Raw genomic sequence first — 22,767 nt, 5'->3', positions numbered from 1 at the left:
TAATTAATAAATTCAATATTTATATTGTACCCTAAAAAACAGCAATCCATATAATAAATAATGAATTGCTGTTTCCGTAATTATAATTTAACGATAGGATTAAACATGACTTGGTTACGTCCTTCGTTTTTTGCTACATGCAACATATCATCTGCATCTTTGAATACTTTACGTTGAGATTTATAATCTTCTTTTGTTAAAAATCCAACGCCGATAGAAACTGACAGTTTAATAACTGCTTTATCTGGTAAGTGGAATGATGATTGTTCCACACCAGTACGAATCGATTCACTTAATTTTACACATTGATCTAAAGTATAGTCTCTAAGTACAATTGAAAATTCTTCGCCACCATTACGATAAATTTTAAAATGTTGTGGCACATAGTTTATGAGTAATTGTGCCATTTGTCTTAGCACTGCATCCCCAGCTTTATGTGAGTATTGATCGTTTACATCTTTGAAGCCATCTATATCAATAAGTAATAAACCTAAACTTTCGTTGTTTTGTTCTGCTATGCTTGAGACCTCATTTAAATGTCTATCAAATTCTTTAACGTTACCTAATCCAGTTAAATAATCGATACTGTCTTCATGCTCATATCTGTTAACTAATGAGAAGAAGTGCCAAATATCGACAAAGGTAATAGACGACGTTAACGTTAATACGAATGAAATCGGAATTAAGAACAATACTTCCATTAATTCAACATAAGGACTAATCAAAGCTAATATTAAATAGATAATTAAACTGATACCATTAAGAATTTGTACTGCCATGATGTCACTTTGTTTTAAAAATGGACCTACTGTACTTACGATAATCGCAATAACTGTTAAAATGATGCCACTTATAATCGAATGGTCGAAAATAAAAATATTGACCAATGACACAATAACCGCTGCGGCAACGGTATATACAGCATTCGTATATCTTCCTATAAATAATAATGGTACGAAAGTTAATTCGAGATAATAGGTATTAAATAGAGGAATAGGATAAGCTGATAATAATAACGCTAAAATGGTCATTAATACAGATACATATTCTTTAGAAAAAACCATAATTTTGTTTTCTGAGTATTGTAGCCGGTGGAATAAATATATACCAGCTACTGTAACTGCAATATTATAAACAATAGCTTCAAACATTAATTTTTTACGCTCCTTTAAAAAGACACTTTGTTATTGTAAGTGAAAACTTACAATTTGTCATTAATATTCCTGTAATTTCATCACATGGCAATATTTTCATGTTAAATGAACTTTGTGAATGATATAATAAATTAAACTAAAAATAATTTGATAATAGACATTAAGAATATTTTTATTTTTCTAGATACATAAGTATTTGTGTTCATAAATACATATAAGTTATATTAGTTAGGTGAGTATGAAGATACTACTAGTATATATGACAATATTCAAACAGTGTTGGTGAGTTAATTATAAAACACTAAACAGCAAAGTATCTTAATAAATAAATCGGTAATAAGATTTGAAAATATTCAGAATTAAAAATAATGAAGGTGAACTGATGTATACATTATTATTAATCATTTTCTCAATGATCGTCAGTTTAATACTTACACCAATAATCATAAAAGTATCGCAAAAAATGGATATTGTAGATAAACCCAATTTTAGAAAAGTACATACTAAGCCAGTATCTGTTCTAGGTGGTACTGTTATTTTGTTTTCTTTTCTACTGGGTATCTGGTTAGGACATCCGATTGAAACGGAGGTTAAACCGCTAGTTATTGGTTCTGTATTAATCTATCTTGTCGGTTTAATTGATGATATATATGATTTGAAACCAATAATTAAATTGATTGGTCAAATTGTTGCAGCAATCGTTGTTGTTTATTATGGTGTAACAATTGACTTTATTTCATTACCTATTGGTCCGACGATTCATTTTGGAATTTTAAGTGTACCAATTACAATTATTTGGATTGTAGCAATTACTAATGCCATTAATTTAATAGACGGCCTCGATGGTCTTGCGTCTGGTGTTTCTGCAATTGCATTAGCAACTATAGGTTTTATCGCCATATTACAAGCTAACATATTTATCATTATGATTTGTAGTGTGTTAATCGGCGCATTGTTAGGATTTTTATGTTTCAACTTTCACCCAGCTAAAATTTTCTTAGGTGATAGTGGTGCATTACTTATAGGCTTTATCGTAGGATTTTTATCGTTACTTGGCTTTAAAAATATAACATTCGTGTCGTTATTTTTCCCAATCGTTATCTTAGCGGTACCTTTTATAGATACACTTTTCGCTATGATAAGACGTGTGAAAAAAGGGCAACATATTATGCAAGCTGATAAATCACATTTACATCATAAATTATTAGACTTAGGCTATTCACATAGACAAACAGTATTACTTATTTATTCAATAGCGATTTTATTTAGTCTTTCTAGTATCATATTGTATTTGTCTCAATCATGGGGCGTAATTATGATGTTGATTTTAATTGTTATAACTATCGAATTAATAGTAGAATTTACTGGTCTAATTGATGATGAATATCGACCGTTATTAAAATTAATAGAGAAAAAAGAACATCAAGATTAACGATAAAAATAAATTCTGAGATTAGTTTATGTAATACTAACCCGTTTTATAGAGGGCTGTCTTACATATTAATCTCAGAATTTTTTTGTGTTATGGTGTTTCAATGTCGAATGGTAGGCGTTTAACATCTTCCTCGGTTATGTCGAAGTTGCTCGCAGTTGTACGGTTTAAAAATGCGATGAAATCATCATATTCAGTAGCTAATACATCTATTAAATAGCTTACTTTATCAGTATATTCCGTATCGCGATGAATAAAATTAGTGGAAGCAAGTTCATGTTCAAATTTTCCAGTCAAATCATAAGCGATTGTTACTTTAGTAGGTATTGCCGGTAGTAACTGTACGCGACCAAGATCATGGATAACATCTCTAACGGCACCACTGTATGCACGAATTAGACCACCGCCACCTAATTTAATACCGCCAAAGTATCTTGTAACGACGACGCATGCGTTATGTACATCTAACTTTTTTAATATTTCAAGCATTGGAACGCCGGCAGTACCACTAGGTTCGCCATCATCATTTGCTTTTTGTATGTTCATATTATCTCCAATGGTATAGGCAGAACAATTATGAGTCGCTTCGTTGTGATGTTGTTTAACTTCAGCAATAAATTGCTTTGCTTCTTCTTCTGATTGAACAGGCTTAATTTGAGCTATAAAGCGTGATTTACTAATAACATTTTCTATAGTATGTGCTTTTTTAATAGTAATAATTGATTGTTGTTCCATTGTACGACCACCCGTAGTTTATTTGACTATATTATAATTATGTAGTGAAATATATAATGTTATATGACTTACAATAGGTGTAAGTCATTAACAATGCAAAGCATAACTTTGCAAAGACGATTTTGTGTAATTATTATACACTGTTTGCAATATCAAAATAAATGTAAAATCGATTTTAAATTAAAAGAAATTAAGGTATGATTGTGATAAGTATAATTACATTGGGAGGTTTGACATGAAGATAGCTGTGATAACAGACTCTACAAGCTACTTGAGTGAGTCTATTTTAAAGAAACATAATATACCTATAGCTCCTCTAAGTGTTACTTTTGATAATGGTGATAACTATATAGAAAATGAAACGATCTTTGCGCCAGAATTCCAAGAACGTATGAAGAAATCTAAGACGATACCTACAACAAGCCAACCTGCAATTGGTGAATTTATAAAAAAATATGAACAATTGCGAGATCAAGGATATACAGATATTATCGGCGTCTTTCTGTCTTCAGGTATTAGTGGTAGTTATCAAACGGCTACACAAGCGGCAGAGTTAGTCGAAGGCGTTAAGGTACATACATTTGACTCAAAATTAGCTGCTATGGTTGAAGGATCGTATGTGTTAAGGGCGATTGAACTGATTAATAAAGGATTACAACCAAAAGAAATAATCGATGATTTAACTGATATGCGCGAAAACACAGGCGCCTTTTTAATGGTAGACGATTTGAAAAATCTACAAAAGAGTGGACGAATTACTGGAGCACAAGCTTGGATTGGTACAATGCTAAAAATGAAACCCGTACTTAAATTTGATGACGGTAAAATTGTTCCGGAAGAAAAAGTGCGCACAAAGAAAAAAGCATTGCTTGCACTTGAAAATAAAGTGATTGAGAAGGTTAAAGAACTAGATACTTTTACTATTTTCGTTATAGGTGGAGATAAGAAAGAGGACACTGAATGGTTATATAATGATTTAAAACAAAAATATCCAGACTATAAAATCATATATTCTGAGTTTGGACCTGTCATTCTTGCACATCTAGGTTCAGGTGGCATAGGCTTAGGCTATGTAAGTAGAGATATAATAGAAGAATAAAATCTAAGATAAAGACTGGCACATATACTTGTGAGTAGTAAAATACTCAAATAGTAACAACGTGCTAGTCTCTTTTTATAGGAGTGATAAATATAAAATTATACGGAAAATTAATTACTGATAATCGACGACTGACATCTGAAAGGATAGCCTATAAATGTAAGGGCGTTTTTAAAAAAGATGGCTTATGGACATGTGTACAATGTGGCACTAATGATACACATGATTTTTATTCGTACTATTCAAAATGTAGGGATGAGACGATAACTTATTGTAGACGTTGTTTGTTTTTAGGACGTATGGATAATGTGAATTCAGTACTAATAACAACGAGTGCTAAACAAAAATCTACTGCACAATATCAATTAAAATTTCCGTTAACCGAACAACAATTATACGCTGCTAATAAAATAGTAGAAGCTATAAAGGCGCAAGAAAATTTATTACTCGATGCTGTAACTGGTGCTGGTAAAACAGAAATGATATTTAAAGGTATCCAGTATGCTAGACAACACGGTTTGAATGTAGCAGTCGTGTCACCCCGTGTAGATGTTGTAATTGAAGTGAGCTTGAGACTCGTAGAAGCATTTGAATATGAAGATATTGATATAATATATGAAGGGCATCCACAACAATATAACGGTCATTTTGTAGTAGCGACAGTGCAACAATTATTGCGCTTTAAAAAGCATTTTGACGTGGTATTTATAGATGAAGTAGATGCTTTTCCATTAGCAATGGATCTCATACTTATGAAAGCACTCACTCTAGCTTCATGCCCCAAATATAGTCATATTTATATGACTGCCACGCCTCCAAAACAACTGCTTAAAACTATCCCTCCACATAATCAAATAAAATTACCTGCACGTTATCACCGACGTTTATTACCTGTCCCCACATTTAAATATTTAAAAATTTATACACATAAAATACATCCAACGTTAGTACAATTACTTAAACAACAAATACAAAATAAGCGTATAACACTTGTATTCGTTAATAACATAATTGATATGAAGAAATTGTATCAATTATACCGATCCTATATAGAGGATATGACCTATGTATATAGTGAAGATAGCGAGCGATACGAAAAAATTGCTGACTTAAGGGCGGGAAAATATAAAGTTATTTTTACAACTACCATTTTAGAAAGAGGCTTCACAATGGCACATTTAGATGTCATTGTTTTGGAAAGTCATTTGTTTCTCACTTCGGCTTTAATACAAATTGCAGGCAGGGTAGGAAGAAAGTTATATGCATTTGATGGTTTAGTCTTATTTTGTCATCAGGGTGTTTCTTGGTCTATGATAGCTGCTCGCAGAAAAATAAAACATATGAATCATTTAGCTATTAAGAAAGGGTGGGTCGATGCCTAAATGTTTACAATGTCGTACACCTTTTATAGACCAAATAGATATTATTAACTTGTTTAATAGCGCCAATAATATTTGCGAAAGTTGCAAAGTGCAATGGGCAGAAGCTCAAATTAACAAAGCAGAGCGTTGTCAAAGATGTTTAAAGCGTAAAGATAATAATGATTCTATATGTAAAGATTGTTTGTACCTAACGCACCATTATACCTTAATGGAGCAACTTTATTGCCAATATAACTATAGCGGTGCGGTTAAAAAAACGCTGCAACAGTATAAATTTATGAAAGATTACGCATTAAAAGAAGTCATTGCACAAAGAATAACATTACCGCAAAATAAATATGACCATATTATTCCGATACCTTCTCCGACAGACAGAGATAATGAACGCACTTTCAACGCAGTGACGGCTGTATTGGATGAGCTGGATGTAACATACTTATCATGTGTGGAAGCACAATATAAATTAAAACAATCTTCGTTAACTAAAAAGCAAAGAGCAGCACAAGCTAATCCATTCGAAATTATTACGACTCATGATTTCACCGATAGATACATTTTACTTGTAGATGATATTTATACAACTGGAATTACCGTTCATCAAGTAGCGTGTAATTTTTTTGTAAGAAAAATCAGAAAATTCGATGTGTTTACGTTTGCACGGTAGGATAAACGTGGTATTATAAAGTTAAGCAACAACACCAATATAGTGGTTTTAAAGGAGTCGATTACTATGATCAGATTTGAAATTCACGGAGAGAACCTCACTATTACTGATGCTATTCGCAACTATATTGAGGAGAAGATTGGTAAGCTAGAACGCTATTTTAATGATGTGCCAGATGCCACTGCACATGTAAAAGTGAAAACGTATACTAATTCAACAACTAAAATTGAAGTAACTATCCCGCTTAAAAATGTTACTCTAAGAGCAGAGGAACGTAACGATGATTTATATGCAGGAATTGATTTAATTAATAGTAAGTTAGAGAGACAAGTTCGAAAATATAAAACTAGAGTTAATCGTAAGCATAAAGACCGCGGAGAGCCTGACGTTTTCGCTGAAATTACAGAACCAAATAATGATGTGAAAGAAGATAGTTCTGAAGATACAGATTTCGAAATTATACGTTCTAAACAGTTTAGCTTAAAGCCAATGGATTCTGAAGAAGCAGTACTACAAATGGATTTATTAGGACATGATTTCTTTATTTTCACAGATCGTGAAACAGATGGCACAAGCATTGTTTACAAACGTAAAGATGGTAAATACGGATTAATCGAAACATCAGAATAATAATTTTAAATTTATAGTTCTAGCGTCCAAGATGTGTTAAATCTTGGACGCTTAATTTTTGTTATGTTAATATGTAATAATTTGAAAGTAAAAATAGCTTTCATAGAGATTCATAACAATAACTTTGAAACGCAATTTTAAAAATATAAAAATAATAAGCAAGTATTTTTTAGTAACGGTAATATAAGTGTAAATTTATGCTTATAAGTGGTAATATAAATTGTTGTAAGGAAAAGAGTTAATAAGCTAAAGGAGCGAACATAATGGGTTTTTTATCAAAGATTGCTGATGGCAATAATAAAGAAATAAAACGCCTTGGTAAATTAGCAGACAAAGTGCTCTCATTAGAAGAGGATATAGCAATACTAACTGATGAAGAGATTCGAAATAAAACTGCAGAATTTCAAGAGAAACTGCAAGCAGAAGACGATATTAAAAAACAAGAAAAAATATTGGAAGATATCTTACCAGAAGCCTTTGCTTTAGTGCGCGAAGGTTCTAAACGTGTTTTCAACATGATTCCTTATCGTGTCCAAGTAATGGGTGGTATTGCTATCCATAAAGGCGATATTGCAGAAATGCGTACTGGTGAAGGTAAAACATTAACGGCTACAATGCCTACGTATTTAAATGCCTTAGCAGGCCGAGGCGTTCACGTTATTACGGTCAACGAATATTTAGCTAGTTCACAAAGTGAAGAGATGGCTGAACTATACAACTTTTTAGGTTTATCTGTAGGACTAAATTTAAACAGTAAATCAACTGAAGAAAAGCGTGCAGCATATGCTGATGATATAACATATAGCACTAACAACGAATTAGGTTTTGATTACTTACGTGATAACATGGTGAACTATGCCGAAGAACGTGTAATGCGTCCATTGAACTTTGCAATCATTGACGAAGTCGACTCAATTTTAATTGATGAAGCACGTACGCCATTGATTATTTCAGGTGAAGCTGAAAAATCTACTTCTTTATATACGCAAGCTAATGTATTTGCGAAAATGTTAAAAAATGAAGACGACTATAATTATGATGAAAAAACAAAAGCGGTGCAGTTAACTGAACAAGGTATTGATAAAGCAGAACGTATGTTTAAAATCGATAATTTATATGATGTTAAAAACGTTGAAATCATTAGCCATATCAATACAGCATTACGTGCACATGTAACGTTACAACGTGATGTAGACTATATGATTAATGACGGAGAAATTTTAATTGTAGACCAATTTACAGGTCGTACAATGCCAGGTCGCCGTTTCTCTGAAGGTTTACACCAAGCAATTGAAGCTAAAGAGGGCGTAAAAATTCAAAACGAATCTAAAACGATGGCCTCTATAACATTCCAAAACTTCTTTAGAATGTACAACAAATTGTCTGGTATGACAGGTACAGCTAAAACTGAAGAAGAAGAATTTAGAAATATTTATAATATGACCGTTACACAAATACCAACGAATAAACCGGTACAACGTATTGATAAGCCAGATTTAATCTATATTAGTCAAAAAGGTAAATTTGATGCAGTTGTTGAAGATGTTATTGAAAAACATAAAGAAGGACAACCTGTTCTTTTAGGTACGGTAGCAGTTGAAACAAGTGAATATATTTCTAATTTACTTAAAAAACGTGGTATCCGACACGATGTATTGAATGCTAAAAACCACGAACGCGAAGCAGAAATTGTTGCAAACGCTGGTCAACGTGGCGCTGTTACAATCGCTACAAACATGGCCGGTCGTGGTACAGACATCAAACTTGGCGATGGCGTCGAAGAATTAGGTGGTTTAGCGGTTATTGGTACTGAACGTCACGAATCTAGACGTATTGATGACCAATTAAGAGGTCGTTCTGGTCGTCAAGGTGACCGTGGGGATAGTCGTTTTTATTTATCATTACAAGACGAATTAATGGTTCGTTTTGGTTCTGAAAGATTACAAAAAATGATGGACCGTTTAGGCATGGACGATTCAACGCCGATAGAATCTAAAATGGTATCTCGTGCTGTTGAATCTGCACAAAAACGTGTTGAAGGTAATAACTTTGATGCACGTAAACGTATCCTTGAATATGATGATGTATTACGTAAACAACGTGAAATCATATATAGTGAACGTAATAGCATTATCGATAGTGAAAATAGTAGTGAACTTGTAAATTCTATGTTGCAATCAACACTAGAACGCAGTGTTGCACATTATATTAATGATGACGAAGAAGACCCAGACTACGAACCATTCGTAAATTACGTCGATGATGTATTTTTAAATGAAAATGAATTAAACGTATCTGAAATAAAAGGTAAAGATAGCGAAGACATCTATCAACTAGTATGGGAAAAAGTAGAAAAAGCATTAGCTGAACAAAAAGAAGCAATTGGTGAGCAATTCGACGAATTTGAACGTATGATATTATTACGTTCTATCGATACACACTGGACTGATCATATTGATACAATGGATCAACTTAGAGAAGGTATTCATTTACGTTCTTATGGTCAACAAAACCCATTACGTGACTATCAAAATGAAGGTCATCAGCTATTCGACTCAATGATGCAACAAATCGAAGAAGATGTTAGTAAATATATCTTAAAATCTGTCGTTACGGTAGAAGATGATGTAGAAAGAGATAAATCTACTGACTTTGGTAAGGCCGAACATGTTTCAGCAGAAGATGGCAAAGAAAAAGCTAAAGCGCAACCTTATGTTAAAGATGAACATATTGGCCGAAATGACCCATGCCCATGCGGTAGTGGTAAAAAATACAAAAACTGTCACGGCGCATAAAATACGCAACTGGAGTATGTTAATATTGTTGACATACTCCAGTTTTTTATCAAGCACAGACAACGTTTTGAAATCTTGTATATAATGATATACTTTTAAAGTGAACAGTTTATTAAAAAGAGAATGTTAATTAAACGCTAATAGGAGCGATGTACAATGGAATTATCAGAAATGAAAAGAAACTTAGATAGTTATGAAGCTAAATTAGACCAACTTAGGGGGTCTCTTTGACTTAGAGGAAAAAGAGACAAATATTCAAGAATACGAAGAAATGATGGCGGACCCAACATTTTGGGATGATCAAAATAAAGCACAAGACATTATCGATAAAAATAATGCGTTAAAGTCTGTGGTTAATGATTTTACTAGTTTGACTGATGAATTAGATGATATGTCAGCTACGCACGAGTTATTAGTAGAAGAAAATGATGACGATATGAAAGAAGCGTTAGAAAGCCAAATCACGGAATTTAATGATAAAATCGAACGCTTTGAATTACAATTATTACTAGATGGACCTTATGATGCAAATAACGCAATCTTAGAATTACATCCAGGTGCAGGCGGTACAGAGTCTCAAGATTGGACGAGCATGCTTTTAAGAATGTATCAACGTTATTGTGAACAACAAGGTTATAAAGTAGAAACAGCTGATTATCAACCGGGTGATGAAGCAGGCGTGAAGAGTGTGACAATTATCGTTAAAGGTCACAATGCTTATGGCTATTTAAAAGCTGAAAAAGGTGTGCATAGATTAGTACGTATCTCACCATTTGATTCTTCAGGTAGACGTCATACTTCATTTGCTTCTTGTGACGTAATTCCTGAATTTAACAACAACGAGATAGAAATTGAAATCAATCCAGACGATATTACAATTGATACGTTCAGAGCGTCTGGTGCAGGTGGTCAGCACATAAACAAAACAGAATCAGCAATCCGTATTACGCACCATCCAACTGGCATTGTCGTTAATAACCAAAACGAACGTTCACAAATTAAAAACCGTGAAGCGGCGTTAAAAATGTTAAAAGCCAAATTGTATCAATTAGAATTAGAAGAACAAGAAAAACAAATGGCTGAAATTCGTGGTGAACAAAAAGAAATTGGTTGGGGCAGCCAAATTAGATCTTATGTATTCCATCCATATTCAATGGTAAAAGACCATCGAACAAATGAAGAAACTGGTAAAGTTGATGCAGTAATGGACGGGGATATTGGTCCATTCATGGAAGCATATTTACGTAATCAAATGGCGAATGCAGAAAAATAATAAATAAATTACTACAAAATATTAAGTCGCAATCTCATTACTATCACTAAGCTATTAAATATGGCGCTAAGATGATAATTAATTGAGGTGCGACTTTTTTATTGAGTTGAATCATAATGCGGCGCAGACATTAAAATTTTTTCAATTTAAAAATATTATAATTTCATATGTAAATTTCAATTAGATTTATTAACCGATTGATGAGATTGATTTCCGTAAACGTTGATTTAATGCATGGTTTCATAGTTTTTGATTTGAATTATATGTGTAAAATTAACGCTTTTATTACAGCTTGATAACAGTAACACGTGTTTATAAAAAGTGTGCTATATTAAAATCACAAAATCGGTTAAAAAGGATTGAACAACACCATGAAAAAAACTATCACGAGTTCTATTTTTTCTTTATCATTAATTGGTTTAATAAATCATACAGCTTCGGCAAGTCAGAGTCATCAAGTTGCTGAGGAAGAAACTCAACTTAGTACATTAGCAGAGAAATATGCTTCAACAACATCAGACATTATTAAATTGAATGGTCTAGCGGAAAATACGACACATGTCGCTAAAGGTACAACGCTTTTATTACCAGACCAAGATATTGTAGAGGTAAAAACGGGTGACACGTTATATAAAATAGGTAAAAAATATCAGGTTTCTTTAGAAAAAATTTATAAGTTAAACCCTAACGTAACTGAGATGATTCACGCAGGACAACGCATCACAATCACGGAAAAAGGTTCTGCACACTTATCACCATTTAATAGTGAGTTAAGAACTGCAGTACAATCAACTCAACATACAACAGCTACAGCTACAAACAATACGTCAGATTTTAGTAATCGGTATGCAAATTCATACACTACACAATATACAAGTAATTACAATATAAATACACAACCATACAATTATGATGCAAGTCAATCTAGTTATTATCAACAGCCGTCATACAATACGCGAAGCACTAATTTTGCAGGACATAATAATTATTATGATTGGGGTCAATGTACATATTATGCATTTGATCGTCGCCAACAATTAGGCAAATCAATTAGTACGTTATGGGGCAATGCTAATAACTGGGCTTCAGCAGCACAAAGTCAAGGATTTACAGTAAATAATCAACCAGCTGTAGGTGCAGTTTTTCAAACAACTGCGGGACCATTTGGTCATGTAGGTATCGTTGAAAAGACGAATCAAGATGGTTCTATTGTCGTTTCTGAAATGAATTGGCAAGGTTTAGGACAAAAATCATATCGTACAATTACGAATACTGGAGCATATCAATACATTCATTAATTTAAATTATGACTATAACTATAATAGGTCACGTTTCGTTTAATTATTCAAAGCAAAATTATGTTTTGAAATGACGAAGCGCGTGAATATTTTAGTTATAGTCGTTTTATTTTTGAAAATTACACCTAAACACTGCATAATTTAATTTAAGCAATCACGATATATTGTTTAACAATATTTATCACATTTGCTTCAATTAATAGAAACAAGTATAATCTTTATTTAAATATACGAGGAGGCATGTGTCATGGGTGTACATCAATATTTCAAACGTTTATCCGACTTAGAAACGTTAATAAGACTACCAGGGAAATTTAAATATTTTGAACATAATGTAGCGGCGCACTCGTTTAAAGTTACGAAAATTGCGCAATATTTAGGTACAGTTGAAGAGTATAGAGGTAGTACAGTAGATTGGAAGAGTTTATATGAAAAAGCACTAAACCATGACTTTGCTGAAATATTTACCGGGGATATCAAAACACCTGTGAAGTATGCGAGTGGTGAACTAAAAAAATTATTCTCGCAAGTTGAAGAAGAAATGGTCGACACATTTATTAGTGAAGAAATACCAGAACATTTTCAAAATATTTATCGTGAACGACTACAAGAAGGTAAAGATGACTCGTTAGAAGGTCAAATTCTATCAGTAGCAGATAAGATTGATTTATTATATGAAACATTAGGCGAAATACAGAAACGAAACCCAGAGCCATTGTTTTTTGAAATTTATGAAATGTCTCTAGAAACTATCATGCAATTTGATCACCTTTATTCGGTGCAAGATTTTATAGAGCATATTATTCCAGAAATGTTACAAGAAAAATATATTCCAAAGTCAGAGTTATATGATACAACGATGAGTATTATCAATAAAAGAAATGAGTGAATAATATGATATGGTACATACTTGCTTCATTTTTCCCATGTGTATTAGTCATTTTATTTAGCGTATTAACTAGAAGTAAATGGGTTGGAACAATTTTAACGTTAGTATTAATTGGCGTATCCGTTCAAAAGGGATTTTTTCACAATGAATGGATAATTTTTATCGATGTAGTATCTATTTTGGCAGGCTATATCATTATAGATAATTTAAAGTTTCATAAAAAAGATGATGATTATGATTAAATGATACAACAAACAATAAAATTGATTGTTTTGTCTATATACATTTATACTATATACATTCGTAAACAAACATAGCGTACAACCTATGTTTGTTTTTTATTTGAACAAAAGTAAACTTAAAATAACGAACAAATGTTTGTATAAAAGTGACTGAATCTGTTAAAATAGACTGTAACTAATGCAGAATTATGTAAAATAACATGTTAAATACGAACAAGTTTAATGAATAAAGACATGTAATGCGATAATAAATAGGAGGCATGTGTCACATATGGAACATTACCCATTTAAATTAGCTTCTGATTTTAAACCTCAAGGCGATCAACCTCAAGCTATACAAAAAATTGTAGATGGCATCAATGAAGGTAAAAGACATCAAACATTACTAGGAGCCACAGGTACTGGTAAAACGTTTACGATGAGTAACGTTATTAAAGAGGTTGGTAAACCAACACTCATTATCGCTCACAACAAAACATTGGCAGGCCAATTATATAGTGAGTTTAAAGAATTTTTCCCTGAAAATAGAGTCGAATATTTTGTTAGTTATTATGACTATTATCAACCCGAAGCATATGTGCCTTCCACAGATACATTTATTGAAAAAGACGCTTCTATTAACGATGAAATAGACCAATTACGTCACTCTGCAACGAGTGCTTTGTTTGAACGCGATGACGTTATCATTATTGCCAGTGTAAGTTGTATTTATGGTTTAGGTAATCCAGATGAATATCGCGATTTAGTAGTTAGTGTAAGAGTTGGCATGGAAATGGATAGAAGTGAATTGTTACGTCAATTAGTAGATGTACAATATACACGTAATGATATTGACTTTCGTCGTGGGACTTTCAGAGTACGTGGCGATGTCGTGGAAATTTTCCCGGCTTCTCGTGAAGAAATGTGTATCCGAGTTGAATTTTTTGGTGATGAAATAGATAGAATTAGAGAAGTGAATTACTTAACTGGCGAAGTTATACGTGAACGTGAACACTTTGCGATCTTCCCAGCCTCTCACTTCGTAACTCGTGAAGAAAAGATGAAATCAGCTATCCAACGTATAGAAGATGAATTAGCCGAACGTTTAGAAGAATTAAGATCTGAAAATAAATTATTAGAAGCGCAAAGACTTGAACAACGTACGAACTATGATTTAGAGATGATGCGTGAGATGGGCTTCTGTTCAGGAATTGAAAACTATTCAGTCCATTTAACTTTAAGACCATTAGGTTCAACGCCATATACACTATTAGATTACTTTGGTGACGACTGGCTTATTATGGTCGATGAATCACATGTTACGTTACCACAAGTACGAGGCATGTATAACGGAGATAGAGCACGTAAACAAGTATTGGTCGACCATGGCTTTAGGTTGCCTAGTGCTTTAGATAATAGACCGTTAAAATTTGAGGAATTCGAAGAAAAAACAAATCAACTTGTATATGTGTCTGCAACACCTGGACCTTATGAAATAGAACATACAGACGAAATGGTAGAACAAATTATTCGTCCAACTGGATTACTAGATCCTAAAATTGAAGTGCGTCCTACTGAAAATCAAATCGATGATTTATTGGGTGAAATTCAGGAACGTATCGACAAAAATGAACGTGTGCTCGTTACAACATTAACGAAAAAAATGAGTGAAGATTTGACGACCTATATGAAAGAAGCGGGTATTAAAGTCAATTATCTACATTCCGAGATTAAAACATTAGAGCGTATTGAAATTATAAGAGATTTACGTATGGGAACTTATGATGTTGTTGTCGGAATTAACTTGTTAAGAGAGGGTATAGATATTCCAGAAGTTTCATTAGTTGTTATTTTAGATGCTGATAAAGAAGGCTTTTTACGTTCAGAACGTTCGTTAGTACAAACAATTGGTCGTGCTGCACGTAACAGTGAAGGTGAAGTAATTATGTATGGCGACAAAATAACAGACTCAATGCGTTATGCTATTGATGAAACTGAACGTCGTCGAGAAATACAAACAGCCTATAACGAAAAATATGGCATTACACCGACTACAATTAACAAAAAAATTCACGATGTTATTAGTGCCACTGTTGAAAGTGATGACACGAATGAACAACAGCAAAAAGAACTACCTAAGAAAATGACTAAGAAAGAACGCGAAAAAACAATTCAAAATATAGAAAAAGAAATGAAACAAGCTGCCAAAGATTTAGACTTTGAAAAAGCTACTGAACTAAGAGATATGTTATTTGAATTAAAAGCAGAAGGGTGACATTAATATATGAAAGAACCATCTATTGTCGTTAAAGGGGCGCGTGCCCATAATTTAAAAAGTGTAGATATTGAAATTCCTAAAAATAAATTGATTGTCATGACAGGTCTTTCTGGATCAGGTAAATCCTCACTTGCTTTCGATACGATTTATGCAGAAGGTCAACGACGTTATGTTGAATCGCTAAGCGCATACGCACGTCAATTTTTAGGTCAAATGGATAAACCTGATGTAGACACGATTGAAGGTTTGTCACCTGCAATATCAATCGATCAAAAGACTACTAGTAAAAATCCTAGATCTATCGTAGCAACAGTGACTGAAATATATGATTATATTCGTTTATTATATGCGCGTGTAGGTAAAGCATATTGCCCTAATCACAGTATTGAAATAGAATCGCAAACAGTGCAACAAATGACGGATAGAATATTGAATTTAGAAGAACGTACTAAAATTCAATTGCTTGCTCCTGTAGTTTCACATCGTAAGGGATCACACGAGAAGTTAATCGACGATATTATTAAAAAAGGTTACGTTCGTGTACGCGTCGATGGTGAAATTACAGACGTTAACGAAGTGCCAGAGCTTGATAAAAATAAAAATCATACCATTGAAGTTGTTGTCGATAGACTCGTTGTTAAAGAAGGTATTGAAACACGTTTAGCGGACTCAATAGAAACTGCTTTACGTTTAGCAGAAGGAAATTTAGTTGTCGATGTTATCGGTGACGAAGAGTTAAAATTCTCCGAAAATCATGCTTGTCCAATTTGTGGTTTTTCAATTGGTGAGTTAGAACCAAGAATGTTTAGTTTTAATAGTCCATTTGGTGCTTGTCCAACGTGTGATGGTCTAGGTCAAAAATTGACTGTAGATATGGACTTAGTAGTGCCTGATAAAAACTTAACGCTTAATGAAGGTGCCATCGTACCATGGGAACCAACAAGTTCTGATTTTTATCCAACGCTATTAAAACGCGTATGTGAAGTTTATAAAATAAATATGGATAAACCATACAAAAAATTAACAGACAGACAAAAAGATATTTTAATGAACGGCTCACAAGGTAAAGAAATAGAATTTACTTTTAAACAACGTAACGGTCAAACTAGAACACGTACGATGGAATTTGAAGGCGTAATTAATAATATTAATCGACGTTACCATGAATCACCATCAGAATATGTACGTGAAATGATGAGTAAATATATGACAGAATTACCTTGTGAAACTTGTCATGGACAACGTCTAAGTAGAGAGGCCTTATCTGTTTACGTATCAGGACTTAATATTGGTGAGGTAATTAATAAATCTATTAAAGAAGCGCTTGATTATTATGAAAATATTGAACTATCTAATCAAGATAGAACGATTGCAAACCAAATATTAAAAGAAATTATTTCACGTTTGAAATTCTTATTTAATGTTGGTTTAGAATATTTAACGTTAAATCGTTCATCTGGTACGCTTTCAGGCGGGGAAGCACAACGTATTAGATTAGCTACGCAAATAGGTTCTAGATTGTCAGGTGTGCTTTATGTTTTAGATGAGCCTTCTATCGGCTTGCATCAACGCGATAACGATCGTCTTATCGAAACGTTAAAGGAAATGAGAGATTTAGGTAACACACTTATAGTTGTTGAACATGATGATGATACGATGCGTGCTGCGGATTATTTAGTCGATGTTGGCCCTGGTGCAGGTGAACACGGTGGTGAAATTGTTGCTAGTGGTACACCAAAACAAGTTATGAAGAGTAAAGATTCGTTAACTGGTCAATATTTAAGTGGTAAAAAGCGCATAGATGTACCTGAACATCGACGAGAAATTACAGATAGAAAAATAAGCGTTAAAGGTGCGCGTAGCAATAACTTGAAAAATGTTGATGTTGATTTTCCATTATCAACGATGACTGTTGTTACAGGCGTTTCTGGCTCTGGTAAAAGTTCACTTGTAAACCAAGTGCTTTATAAATCATTAGCAAAAGAAATAAATAAATCAAAAGTGAAACCAGGAGATTGTGATGCAGTCGAAGGTATTGACCAATTAGAACGCATAATCGATATTGATCAATCACCAATAGGACGTACACCTCGTTCTAATCCTGCTACTTATACAGGCGTTTTTGACGATATTAGAGATATATTCGCGCAAACTAATGAAGCGAAAGTACGTGGTTACTCTAAAGGTAGATTTAGTTTCAACGTTAAAGGCGGACGTTGTGAAGCATGTAAAGGTGATGGCATTATTAAAATAGAGATGCACTTTTTACCTGACGTTTATGTGCCTTGTGAAGTATGCGATGGTTCACGATACAATCGTGAAACGCTTGAAGTTACGTATAAAGGTAAAAATATTGCTGATGTACTGAGCATGACTGCTGAAGAAGCAACATACTTTTTCGAAAATGTACCAAAAATACATCGCAAATTAAAAACATTAGTCGATGTTGGACTAGGTTATGTGACATTGGGTCAACCTGCCACTACTTTATCTGGTGGGGAAGCACAACGTGTTAAATTGGCATCCGAATTACACAAACGTTCAACTGGTAAATCTATTTATATTTTAGATGAACCGACAACTGGACTACATGTTGATGATATTGGTCGTTTATTAAATGTCTTAAATACCTTGGTCGAAAATGGCGATACAGTCGTTATTATCGAACATAATTTAGACGTGATTAAAACGGCAGATCATATTATTGATTTAGGTCCTGAAGGTGGCGACGGTGGTGGTACGATTATCGCTACAGGGACGCCTGAAGAAATCGCACAAGTTGAATCAAGTTATACAGGTCAATATTTAAAACACGTCTTAGAACGTGATAGTGTGCAAAATTAATAAATAACTTATAGCAAAATGGCTGAAGCATGTTTTAATGTTTCAGCCATTTTTTAATTGATAGGCACGTTTTATTGCTCATTTTTAAATAACAAAAAATTTACAGTATAAAAGTTTAATATATTTAGACGTTATTGTGACTAATCGTATATAATTAATAAATAGACCATTTTAATACGTGAGCAGTCATACAATTTACACATATTTTAATTATGTTTAATAGTAACTTTTTGATATGATATGAACATAATACGTATAGGAAAAATATTATTGAGGTGAACCTATGTTAACTACTAAAGATCTAGTGGAACGGTTTGAACTTGAACTGATAGCTGGCGAGGCCGGTTTAAATAAGCAAATTAAAAATACAGATATTTCTAGACCAGGATTAGAGATGGCAGGTTACTTTTCTCATTATGCATCTGACCGTATTCAATTATTAGGTACTACTGAATTATCTTTTTATAATTTACTCCCGGATGAAGAACGACAAGGTAGAATGAGAAAGTTATGTCGCCCCGAAACACCGGCTATTATTGTGACGAGAGATTTAGAACCCCCTGAAGAATTAATAGAAGCTGCAAAAGAATTAGAGACGCCATTAATTATGTCTACGGTTGCTACGACGCAATTGATGAGTCGTTTAACGACATTTTTAGAACATGAACTTGCTCGTACGACATCATTACATGGTGTACTTGTAGACGTATATGGCGTTGGTGTTATGATTACAGGTGATTCAGGCATTGGTAAAAGTGAAACAGCTTTAGAACTTGTTAAACGTGGTCATAGACTTGTAGCTGATGATAATGTCGAAATTAGAGAAGTGAGTAAAGACGAATTGATTGGTAAGCCACCTAAATTAATCGAACATCTTTTAGAAATTCGTGGGTTAGGTATTATCAATGTTATGACATTATTTGGTGCAGGCTCAATCCTGACTGAAAAGAGAATTCGTTTGAATATACATTTAGAAAATTGGCATAAAGATAAACTCTATGACCGTGTAGGGTTAAATGAAGAAACATTACGTATTTTAGATAATGAAATTACGAAGAAAACTATCCCAGTAAGACCTGGTCGTAACGTTGCAGTTATTTTAGAAGTGGCGGCAATGAACTATCGACTTAATATTATGGGCATTAATACTGCTGAAGAGTTTAATGATAGATTAAATGCTGAGATAATGCGCAATAGTAATAAAAACAACGAAGGAGATTTACCTCAATGATGTTAAGTTATATCGATCCAGTCGCCATAGAATTAGGACCACTTTCGATAAGATGGTATGGCATTATTATTGCGGCAGGTATTCTACTTGGATACTTTATTGCACAGGCTGGCGTCAAACGTATCGGCCATGATAAAGATACACTCGTGGATATTATTTTTTGGAGTGCGATTTTTGGCTTTATCGTAGCGCGTATCTATTTTGTCATCTTTCAGTTACCTTATTATCTACAAAATCCAATTGAGATTCCGATGATTTGGCATGGTGGTATTGCTATTCATGGGGGATTAATTGGTGGTTTTGCTACAGGCGTTATACTTTGTAAAATGAAAAATTATAACCCATTTCAAATGGGAGACGTTATCGCACCGAGTATTATTCTAGGACAAGGTATTGGTAGATGGGGAAACTTTATGAATCATGAAGCACATGGTGGCCCTGTTTCTCGTACTGCACTTGAACATCTACATATTCCTGAATTTATAATTAAAAATATGTATATTGATGGTCAGTATTATCAACCTACTTTCTTATATGAGTCTGTATGGGATATTTTAGGTTTCATTATTTTGATTACGTTACGTAAGCATTTGAAAATTGGAGAAACTTTCTGTTTATATTTAATTTGGTATTCTATTGGCAGATTTTTTGTCGAGGGTATGCGTACAGACAGTTTAATGTTGACGGAACATATTAGAGTAGCCCAATTAATGTCTGTCATACTCGTTATAATTGGTATAGCAATTATAATTTTTAGAAGAGTAAAATATAATCCAATGCAATATAAAGATGCAGGTCCATTATCTTGGCCGAAAACAAAAGCGAAGTGATTGCAGTGAGAAATATTAACAAACAACGTGTCGCAAATATCAATCCGCTATGGACGATGTATCGACACGTAAGTAAATTTAAAGTTTTAAAACAGACGATTGTTATCGAGATTTGTCGCTATTTACCTAGTTTAAAGTTAAAAAGATGGATGTATAGGCATCTATTAAAGATGACCGTTGGTGAGCATACTGCTTTTGCATATAAAGTCGTGCCTGATATTATGTATCCTGAGTACATTCATATTGGCCATAATAGTATAGTTGGCTATAATACAGTATTGTTAACACATGAGTTTCTAGTTGATGAATTTCGCACTGGGAAGATTTACATTGGTAATAATACGATGATAGGTGCCAATGTCACGGTTTTACCGGGTGTTACTATTGGTTCCAATGTGAAAGTTGGGGCAGGTTGTATCGTCACTAAAGATATACCTAATAATGCATTAGCATATGGTAATCCATTACAAATTGTGAACCAAAGAGATAAATAAAAAGGAGGTGTACATGGATGGCACAAAATGACAATATAATCCCAATGAATTTTGATGCGGACTTTTATAAAAAAATGGGAAATCAAAAATTACAGCAGCAAGAATATAAAAAAGCTGCTGAATATTTCGGTAAAGTGCTAGAAATGTCACCTCAAGATTTTGATGTAACCGTAAATTATGCGTTATGCTTATCAAAAATTGGGGCTGGCCAACGCGCCGAAACGCTTTTTTATGAATATATCATTAAAGATGAGTTTGTTGCACAAAGTTTCTTCCAATTAAGTCAGTTAAACATCGAATTGAACGAACCAAACAAGGCTTTCTTGTTTGGTATTAATTATGTATTAATATCTGAAGACGAAGCGTACCACGAAGAATTAGAAAATATGTTTGAAGTTTCATATGATTCTGGGCACGATATTAACTTAGAAAGTCAATTGTTTGCAGTGCAATTAATCTTTCAATACTTATTCTCACAAGGTCGGTTGCCAGAGGCGAAAGATTATATTAAGCGACAAGAGGACGAAGTTCAACAACATAGAATCGTACGCAATTTGTTAGCAATGTGCTATTTATATTTAAGTGAATATGATATTGCTAAAGAGATGTTCGAAACTTTGCTTGCTGAAGATAAATCAGATATGCATGCATTGTGTCATTATACTTTATTGCTATATAACATTAATGAAACAGAGAAATATCAGAAATATATTCATCTATTAAGTAAAGTGATGCCAATGAATGAAGATGAAACGTTTAAACTAGGTATCGTCTTAAGTTATTTAAAAGAATACGATGCATCACAAAGATTGCTAGTGCCACTATACAAAAAAGGTAAATTTTTATCTTTGCAAATGTATAATGCATTAAGTTTTAATTATTACTATTTAGGTCAACGAGAAGAAAGTGAATTCTTCTGGTCAAAACTACAAGAAATTTCAAAAGTTGACGTAGGTTATGCACCATGGAAGATTGAAGAAAGCAAAAACTTCTTTAATCAACATATCTTACCTTTATTATTAAATGATGATAGTCATCGTCGTATTTACGGTATCTTTTTACTCAATCAGTTAAAAGGTCGAGAAGTACTGTTGACTGAAGAAATCTGGTCGATTTTAGAAGGTATGAACGATTATGAAAAACTATATTTAACGTATCTTATTCAAGATTTGAAATTAAATAAGCTAGATTTCGTGCATAGAGGTTTAGTAAAACTATATAATATCGAAAGCTTGAAAGATGACGAAGAATTGTTTATTGTATGGATTGATCAAGCAGAAGCGATTATCGCAGAAGATATAGATTTAACGCATGTGAGCCATTATGTTGCTGCTTTTATTTATAACTATTATCAAAATAGTGAGAGCAAAGTTTCGAAACAACAAGTAATGGATTGGTTTGATGTAACACGCTATCGCTTAAATCAAGCGATAGATTATCTGTTAAGCATATAGTTTTGAGAAATATAATAATTACTGTATAATTCGCATAATGAATTAATAAATAGGAGGCTATGAA

18 protein-coding genes are annotated in these 22,767 nt (G+C 33.2%); 16 read left to right on the top strand and 2 right to left on the bottom strand.

Features of this window, described 5'->3' with window-relative positions; translation table 11 throughout:
- Positions 1-80: 80 nt before the first annotated feature.
- Complete coding sequence (gene gdpS, locus C7J89_RS11770) at positions 81-1,151, bottom strand: GGDEF domain-containing protein GdpS (RefSeq protein WP_103295393.1); 1,071 nt, start codon at positions 1,149-1,151, stop codon at positions 81-83.
- A gap of 385 nt (positions 1,152-1,536) precedes the next feature.
- Here gdpS and C7J89_RS11765 point away from each other — a divergent pair, with 385 nt between their 5' ends.
- A complete protein-coding gene (locus tag C7J89_RS11765) occupies positions 1,537-2,586 on the top strand; it encodes a glycosyltransferase family 4 protein (RefSeq protein ID WP_103295392.1) in 1,050 nt (349 codons plus the stop codon).
- Positions 2,587-2,676: 90 nt separating this feature from the next.
- Here C7J89_RS11765 and C7J89_RS11760 read toward each other — a convergent pair whose 3' ends face one another.
- Positions 2,677-3,321, bottom strand: coding sequence for a YigZ family protein (locus C7J89_RS11760; RefSeq protein ID WP_061855243.1), 645 nt, complete (start codon positions 3,319-3,321; stop codon positions 2,677-2,679).
- A 235-nt stretch (positions 3,322-3,556) separates the two neighbouring features.
- On the opposite strand from C7J89_RS11760, the gene fakB1 reads away from it, so the two are divergent.
- From fakB1 to C7J89_RS11685, 15 genes are all read left to right on the top strand, one after another.
- A complete protein-coding gene (gene fakB1, locus C7J89_RS11755; protein ID WP_061855242.1) occupies positions 3,557-4,420 on the top strand; it encodes a fatty acid kinase binding subunit FakB1 in 864 nt (287 codons plus the stop codon).
- A gap of 299 nt (positions 4,421-4,719) precedes the next feature.
- Positions 4,720-5,802 carry a DEAD/DEAH box helicase family protein gene (locus tag C7J89_RS11750; RefSeq protein WP_233432823.1) on the top strand — a complete coding sequence of 361 codons (1,083 nt, stop codon included), beginning with the start codon at positions 4,720-4,722 and terminating at the stop codon, positions 5,800-5,802.
- Complete coding sequence (locus C7J89_RS11745) at positions 5,795-6,466, top strand: ComF family protein (protein WP_103295390.1); 672 nt, start codon at positions 5,795-5,797, stop codon at positions 6,464-6,466. Before C7J89_RS11750 ends, C7J89_RS11745 begins: the two co-directional genes overlap by 8 nt.
- Positions 6,467-6,532: 66 nt before the next feature.
- Positions 6,533-7,096 (top strand): ribosome hibernation-promoting factor, HPF/YfiA family, encoded by a 564-nt coding sequence (gene hpf / locus C7J89_RS11740; protein ID WP_061855239.1) that lies wholly within the window; start codon positions 6,533-6,535, stop codon positions 7,094-7,096.
- Positions 7,097-7,359: 263 nt separating this feature from the next.
- Positions 7,360-9,891, top strand: coding sequence for a preprotein translocase subunit SecA (gene secA / locus C7J89_RS11735; RefSeq protein WP_061855238.1), 2,532 nt, complete (start codon positions 7,360-7,362; stop codon positions 9,889-9,891).
- Between the two features lie 156 nt (positions 9,892-10,047).
- Positions 10,048-11,164 (top strand): peptide chain release factor 2 gene (gene prfB / locus C7J89_RS11730; protein WP_103295389.1). Its coding sequence is split into 2 segments (ribosomal slippage): positions 10,048-10,119 and positions 10,121-11,164, totalling 1,116 coding nucleotides; the frame shifts between segments, so codons are not numbered across the junction.
- Positions 11,165-11,535: 371 nt separating this feature from the next.
- On the top strand, positions 11,536-12,462 hold the full coding sequence (locus C7J89_RS11725; protein WP_103295388.1) for a COG3942 and LysM peptidoglycan-binding domain-containing protein: 927 nt from the start codon (positions 11,536-11,538) through the stop codon (positions 12,460-12,462).
- Between the two features lie 247 nt (positions 12,463-12,709).
- Positions 12,710-13,351, top strand: a complete 642-nt coding sequence (locus C7J89_RS11720) for a YfbR-like 5'-deoxynucleotidase (RefSeq protein WP_061855235.1) — start codon at positions 12,710-12,712, stop codon at positions 13,349-13,351.
- A gap of 5 nt (positions 13,352-13,356) precedes the next feature.
- Positions 13,357-13,593: a CsbA family protein gene (locus C7J89_RS11715; RefSeq protein WP_061855234.1), complete on the top strand. Its 237-nt coding sequence runs from the start codon at positions 13,357-13,359 to the stop codon at positions 13,591-13,593.
- A 271-nt stretch (positions 13,594-13,864) separates the two neighbouring features.
- Positions 13,865-15,847, top strand: a complete 1,983-nt coding sequence (gene uvrB, locus C7J89_RS11710; protein WP_061855233.1) for an excinuclease ABC subunit UvrB — start codon at positions 13,865-13,867, stop codon at positions 15,845-15,847.
- 9 nt (positions 15,848-15,856) lie between these two features.
- The gene (gene uvrA, locus C7J89_RS11705) at positions 15,857-18,694 is read left to right on the top strand and encodes an excinuclease ABC subunit UvrA (protein ID WP_103295387.1); all 2,838 of its coding nucleotides are present in this window, start codon (positions 15,857-15,859) and stop codon (positions 18,692-18,694) included.
- Between the two features lie 283 nt (positions 18,695-18,977).
- A complete protein-coding gene (gene hprK / locus C7J89_RS11700) occupies positions 18,978-19,925 on the top strand; it encodes an HPr(Ser) kinase/phosphatase (RefSeq protein ID WP_061855231.1) in 948 nt (315 codons plus the stop codon).
- On the top strand, positions 19,922-20,755 hold the full coding sequence (gene lgt, locus C7J89_RS11695) for a prolipoprotein diacylglyceryl transferase (RefSeq protein ID WP_061855230.1): 834 nt from the start codon (positions 19,922-19,924) through the stop codon (positions 20,753-20,755). The genes hprK and lgt overlap by 4 nt, the downstream gene beginning before the upstream one ends.
- Positions 20,756-20,811: 56 nt before the next feature.
- A complete protein-coding gene (locus C7J89_RS11690) occupies positions 20,812-21,249 on the top strand; it encodes an acyltransferase (protein WP_229294374.1) in 438 nt (145 codons plus the stop codon).
- Between the two features lie 17 nt (positions 21,250-21,266).
- A complete protein-coding gene (locus C7J89_RS11685; RefSeq protein WP_103295386.1) occupies positions 21,267-22,703 on the top strand; it encodes a tetratricopeptide repeat protein in 1,437 nt (478 codons plus the stop codon).
- Positions 22,704-22,767 lie beyond the last annotated feature (64 nt).

Source organism: Staphylococcus kloosii (assembly GCF_003019255.1).
Lineage (GTDB): Bacteria > Bacillota > Bacilli > Staphylococcales > Staphylococcaceae > Staphylococcus > Staphylococcus kloosii.
The sequence above is the reverse complement of the archived record's forward strand: the minus strand, read 5'-3'. Positions and strand labels throughout refer to the sequence as shown.

Coding starts and splice junctions, on each gene's coding strand:
- gdpS (WP_103295393.1), bottom strand. CDS start 1,151: ATGTTTGAAGCTATTGTTTATAATATTGCAGTTACAGTAGCTGGTATA.
- C7J89_RS11765 (WP_103295392.1), top strand. CDS start 1,537: ATGTATACATTATTATTAATCATTTTCTCAATGATCGTCAGTTTAATA.
- C7J89_RS11760 (WP_061855243.1), bottom strand. CDS start 3,321: ATGGAACAACAATCAATTATTACTATTAAAAAAGCACATACTATAGAA.
- fakB1 (WP_061855242.1), top strand. CDS start 3,557: ATGAAGATAGCTGTGATAACAGACTCTACAAGCTACTTGAGTGAGTCT.
- C7J89_RS11750 (WP_233432823.1), top strand. CDS start 4,720: ATGGATAATGTGAATTCAGTACTAATAACAACGAGTGCTAAACAAAAA.
- C7J89_RS11745 (WP_103295390.1), top strand. CDS start 5,795: ATGCCTAAATGTTTACAATGTCGTACACCTTTTATAGACCAAATAGAT.
- hpf (WP_061855239.1), top strand. CDS start 6,533: ATGATCAGATTTGAAATTCACGGAGAGAACCTCACTATTACTGATGCT.
- secA (WP_061855238.1), top strand. CDS start 7,360: ATGGGTTTTTTATCAAAGATTGCTGATGGCAATAATAAAGAAATAAAA.
- C7J89_RS11725 (WP_103295388.1), top strand. CDS start 11,536: ATGAAAAAAACTATCACGAGTTCTATTTTTTCTTTATCATTAATTGGT.
- C7J89_RS11720 (WP_061855235.1), top strand. CDS start 12,710: ATGGGTGTACATCAATATTTCAAACGTTTATCCGACTTAGAAACGTTA.
- C7J89_RS11715 (WP_061855234.1), top strand. CDS start 13,357: ATGATATGGTACATACTTGCTTCATTTTTCCCATGTGTATTAGTCATT.
- uvrB (WP_061855233.1), top strand. CDS start 13,865: ATGGAACATTACCCATTTAAATTAGCTTCTGATTTTAAACCTCAAGGC.
- uvrA (WP_103295387.1), top strand. CDS start 15,857: ATGAAAGAACCATCTATTGTCGTTAAAGGGGCGCGTGCCCATAATTTA.
- hprK (WP_061855231.1), top strand. CDS start 18,978: ATGTTAACTACTAAAGATCTAGTGGAACGGTTTGAACTTGAACTGATA.
- lgt (WP_061855230.1), top strand. CDS start 19,922: ATGATGTTAAGTTATATCGATCCAGTCGCCATAGAATTAGGACCACTT.
- C7J89_RS11690 (WP_229294374.1), top strand. CDS start 20,812: ATGTATCGACACGTAAGTAAATTTAAAGTTTTAAAACAGACGATTGTT.
- C7J89_RS11685 (WP_103295386.1), top strand. CDS start 21,267: ATGGCACAAAATGACAATATAATCCCAATGAATTTTGATGCGGACTTT.